3 protein-coding genes are annotated in these 4,170 nt (G+C 70.4%); all 3 read right to left on the reverse strand.

Annotated elements, in window-relative coordinates:
* On the reverse strand, positions 1-800 hold an 800-nt coding region (locus tag HUV06_RS14890), incomplete at its 3' end, for a DNA polymerase III subunit delta (protein ID WP_174302031.1).
* Positions 801-812: 12 nt separating this feature from the next.
* Positions 813-1,319: an LPS assembly lipoprotein LptE gene (lptE, locus tag HUV06_RS14895; RefSeq protein ID WP_174302032.1), complete on the reverse strand. Its 507-nt coding sequence runs from the start codon at positions 1,317-1,319 to the stop codon at positions 813-815.
* Positions 1,320-1,331: 12 nt separating this feature from the next.
* Positions 1,332-3,914 carry a leucine--tRNA ligase gene (gene leuS, locus HUV06_RS14900; RefSeq protein WP_174302033.1) on the reverse strand — a complete coding sequence of 861 codons (2,583 nt, stop codon included), beginning with the start codon at positions 3,912-3,914 and terminating at the stop codon, positions 1,332-1,334.
* Between the last annotated feature and the right edge of the window lie 256 nt (positions 3,915-4,170).

The following is a 4,170-nucleotide window of genomic DNA, read 5'->3' on the forward strand; positions in this document are numbered from 1 at the left end:
TGCTGACTGGGCTGCTCAGGAGGCCGACACTGCGGTATTGATCCATGGTTGTGGTCCCAGGCGCGCCGGAGCGCGGAGTGCGCTTGCGCCGCGCGGCCGCTGAAGGCGTCCGCCGCGGCCTCGAACAGCGACGCCTCGGGCTCCACCCCCAGATAGCCGGTCAGGTCCGCCGGACTTGCCGTGACGCCCGAGCCCGGGCCGAGATAGAGGATCAGCCGCTCGATCTCCTGGCGGGCGACGCCACGCTCCTTGGGCAGGCGGTTGACGAAGACGTCGAGCGCCTCCGGGTTCAGCCCGACCTTGTCCACCGCCAGGGCCTCGCGCACGAAGCGGGCGACATCGCCCACCTCGTCCTCGTAGACCGGCAGGCTCACCGCGCCTGCTTTCAGTCCCTCGGCGGCCTTGCGGAGCGCCGAGCCGCGGTCCAGCGCGCCGGCCTCGACCAGGAAGAAGGCGTCCGGATTGTAGCCGCCCTCGGCATGGACCTTCACCGCCTCCGCCGCCGCGCGGTCCACGGCGGGCTTCTCTCCCGTCAGGCGCAGGCGCACCAGGCGCCGGCCGCCCAGCATGGAGATGGCGCACAGCTCGTCGGCGAGCCGCGCGCCATCGGCGTCCACGTCGGCTTCGGTCAGCAGGGCTGCGTCGAAGGGGTCGTCGGGGTTATCGCAGACCTTGCGGGCGAGCCCGTCGGCCCGTTCGCGCACGCCGCCGCGGTCGCGCCCCCAGATCACCGCCACCCGCACGTCACCGGTCGGACGGCTGAGGAACCGGTCGGCGTCGGCGCGCTTGGCGAGGATCACGCGCGGGCGGCCCTAGACGCCCGGGGTGGCCTGGCGCTCGAAGTAGCGGGCGAGCGCCAGGCGGATCTGGATGGCCATCTGGGCGGCGGCGCGTTGCTCCCCGTCCTGGTTGGCGGCCACCCCCGCATAGGGCGGGTCGGCGGAGTCGTAGGAGACCTCCACCGAGGAGGCGCCGGTGTAGAGCACCTTGGCGGTGGCGGCGTCGGTCAGGCTGTAGCTGGCGGTCACGTCCAGCTCGTAGCGGTTGGCCACGTTGTTGACCCGCACGCCGCGGGGAACGCGGTACTCGTTCAGGGTCAGGGTCAGCCGGTAGTGGGCCGGTTCGTCGGTATCGCGGGCGAGTTGGCGGCCGAGCTGCTCCTTGAGCAGGAAGCCCGTGCGCGAGGTGCCGGGCAGCACCGTCTCCACCGAGGCGAGGGCCGGGGTGAGGGCGGGCGTGGCGTAGAGCGGGGTGAAGCCGCAGCCCGCCAGGGGCAGGGCGCCGGCCAGGAGCCCGACTGTGGCGAGCCTTGGGATCATCCGTCTCACTTCTCAGGCCGCCACGATGTTGACGATGCGGTCCCGGACCACGATCACCTTGCGCACCGCCAGCCCCTCAAGGTGACGCGCCACGTCGGCGTCGTCCAGGACGATGCGGCGCACCTCGTCTTCCGCCGCGCCTGCGGGTGCGCGGATTTCGGCGCGACGCTTGCCGTTGACCTGGACCGGCAGGGTCAGCTCGTCATCGGCGGCCAGAGCCGGCTCGAAGGCGGGCCAGGGCTGGTCCACGGCCATGCCCTCGCCCCCCAGCCGCTCCCAGCAGGCCTCGGCCAAGTGCGGGACGAAGGGAGCGATCAGCAGGGCGAAGGTCTTGAGCGCCTGAAGCCGGGTCGGTCCCTGCGCCCCGTCCAGCCGCTTCAAGATGTTCAGGAAGGCGTAGAATTGCGCCACGGCCGAGTTGAAGCGGAAGTGCTCCAGCCCCTCGGTTGCGGCCTTGACCAGCTTGTGGGTGGTGCGCAGCAGCTCCTCGGCCTGGCCGTCATCCCGACCCGCTGCGGCGGGCGCGAAGCCGTCTACCTCCGCCCAGACGCGGTTGACGAAGCGCCAGGCGCCTTCGACGCCGGAGCTGGTCCACTGCACGTCGCGCTCGGGCGGGCTGTCAGAGAGCACGAACAGGCGCGCGGCGTCCACGCCGTACTGGTCGAAGATGTCCTCCGGCGCGACGACGTTCTTCTTGGACTTGGACATCTTCTCCACGCCGCCGACGTGCACCGGCTGACCGGCGCCGATCTCGACCAGGCCCGAGTGCCGGCCTTCGGTGCGGTAGTCGACCTCGCCGGGGGAGAGCCAGCGGCCGTCCTCGGATCGATAAGTCTCGTGGGTGACCATGCCCTGGGTGAACAGGCCCGCGAAGGGCTCGTCCACGCCGACCATGCCCTCGTCACGCAGGGCCCGGGTGACGAAGCGGGCGTAGAGCAGGTGCAGCACGGCGTGCTCCACGCCGCCGATGTACTGGTCCACGGCCAGCCAGTAGTCCGCCGCCGCCCGATCGATGGGGGTGGGCGAGGTCGGGTCCGTGAAGCGGGCGAAGTACCAGCTGGAGTCCATGAAGGTGTCCAGCGTGTCGGTCTCGCGCTCCCCTGGGCCGCCGCAGGACGGACAGGTGGTGAGCTTCCAGGTCGGTTGATGGGCCAGAGGGTTGCCGGGCAGGTCGAACGACACGTCCTCGGGCAGCACCACCGGCAGCTGGTCGTCCGGAACGGCGACGGGACCGCATTGCGCGCAGTGCACGATGGGGATGGGGCAGCCCCAGTAGCGCTGGCGCGACACGCCCCAGTCGCGCAGGCGGTAGACGGTGGAGCCCTGGCCCTGGCCGGCGGCCTCGATCCGGGCGATGGCCTCGGCCTTGGCGGCCTCAATGGACAGGCCGTCGAGGAAGCGCGAATTGTTGATGCGGCCCGGCCCGGTGTAGGCCTCCGTCCCCACGTGGAAGTCGGCGGCGGTTGCGTCCGGCGGCAGCACCACGGGCAGCACCGGCAAGTCGTACTTGCGGGCGAAATCCAGGTCGCGCTGGTCGTGCGCCGGACAGCCGAAGATGGCGCCCGTGCCGTAATCCATGAGGATGAAGTTGGCGATCACCACCGGCAGGCGGATGGCGGGATCGAAGGGGTGGACGACCTCCAGGCCGGTGAACAGGCCCTTCTTCTCCGCCGTCTCGATCTCGGCCTCGGTCGCGGCGCCGCGACGGCAGGCCTCGGCGAAGGCGGCGATCTCGGGCCGATCACGCCCCAGCGCTTCGGCTAGCGGGTGGTCGGCGGCGATGCCGACGAAGCTCGCGCCGAACAGGGTGTCCGGGCGGGTGGTGTAGACCTCGATTCCGTCGAAGACCCCACTCTCAAGAGCCTTTGGCCGCTCACCCGCAAAGGCGAAGGTGAAGCGCAGGCCCCGGCTCCGGCCGATCCAGTTCTCCTGCATCAGCCGGACCTTGTCGGGCCAGCGGTCGAGCGTCTTCAGCCCGTCGATCAGCTCGTCCGCATATGTCGTGATCCGCAGGAACCACTGGGTAAGCTTCTTCTTCTCCACCAGGGCGCCGGAGCGCCAGCCGCGGCCGTCGATCACCTGCTCGTTGGCCAGCACGGTGTTGTCCACCGGGTCCCAATTGACGGTGGCTTGCCTGCGGTAGACCAGGCCACGCCGGTAGAGCCTCGTGAACCAGGCCTGCTGCTGGCCGTAATAGGCGGGGTCGCAGGTGGCGAACTCCCGGGACCAGTCGATGGACAGGCCGAACTGCTCGAGTTGGCCGCGCATGGCGGCGATGTTGGCGTAGGTCCAGGTCTTGGGGTGCACGCCGCCCTGGATGGCGGCGTTCTCGGCCGGCATGCCGAAGGCGTCCCAGCCCATGGGATGCAGCACGTTGAAGCCCTGAGCCCGCTTGTAGCGCGCCACCACGTCGCCCATGACGTAGTTGCGCGCATGGCCGATGTGGAGCTTGCCCGAAGGATACGGGAACATCTCCAGCACGTAGTATTTGGGCCTGCCCCCAGCCTCTGCAGGGGTGCGGGTCAGGAAGGTCTGCGCCTCGCGCCAGGCGGCTCGCCAGCGCGGCTCCTCGACCTTGGGATTGTATCGGGCCATGGGCTGCGTTGGAGCCTGAGGGAGGACGGGGCGTCAAGCGCGCTCTTGCTCCTCCCCTCTGGGGGAGGGGGACCCTGCGCAGCAGGGTGGAGGGGGCTGCGCCACCGCTTCAGGCGTGGCGAGGCCCCTCCGTGGGCTTCGCCGCCACCTTCCCTCCGGGGAGGATCAATCAGCCCCGGCTGTTGAGGTTAGAGAGGCGGATCTGGCGGGCGCGGGTGAGGATGGAGTTCTCGATGTCGATGTCGGTCTGGCCGGC

The sequence above is a fragment of the Caulobacter sp. S45 genome, from assembly GCF_903642205.1.
In the GTDB taxonomy this organism is placed as follows: domain Bacteria; phylum Pseudomonadota; class Alphaproteobacteria; order Caulobacterales; family Caulobacteraceae; genus CAHJWH01.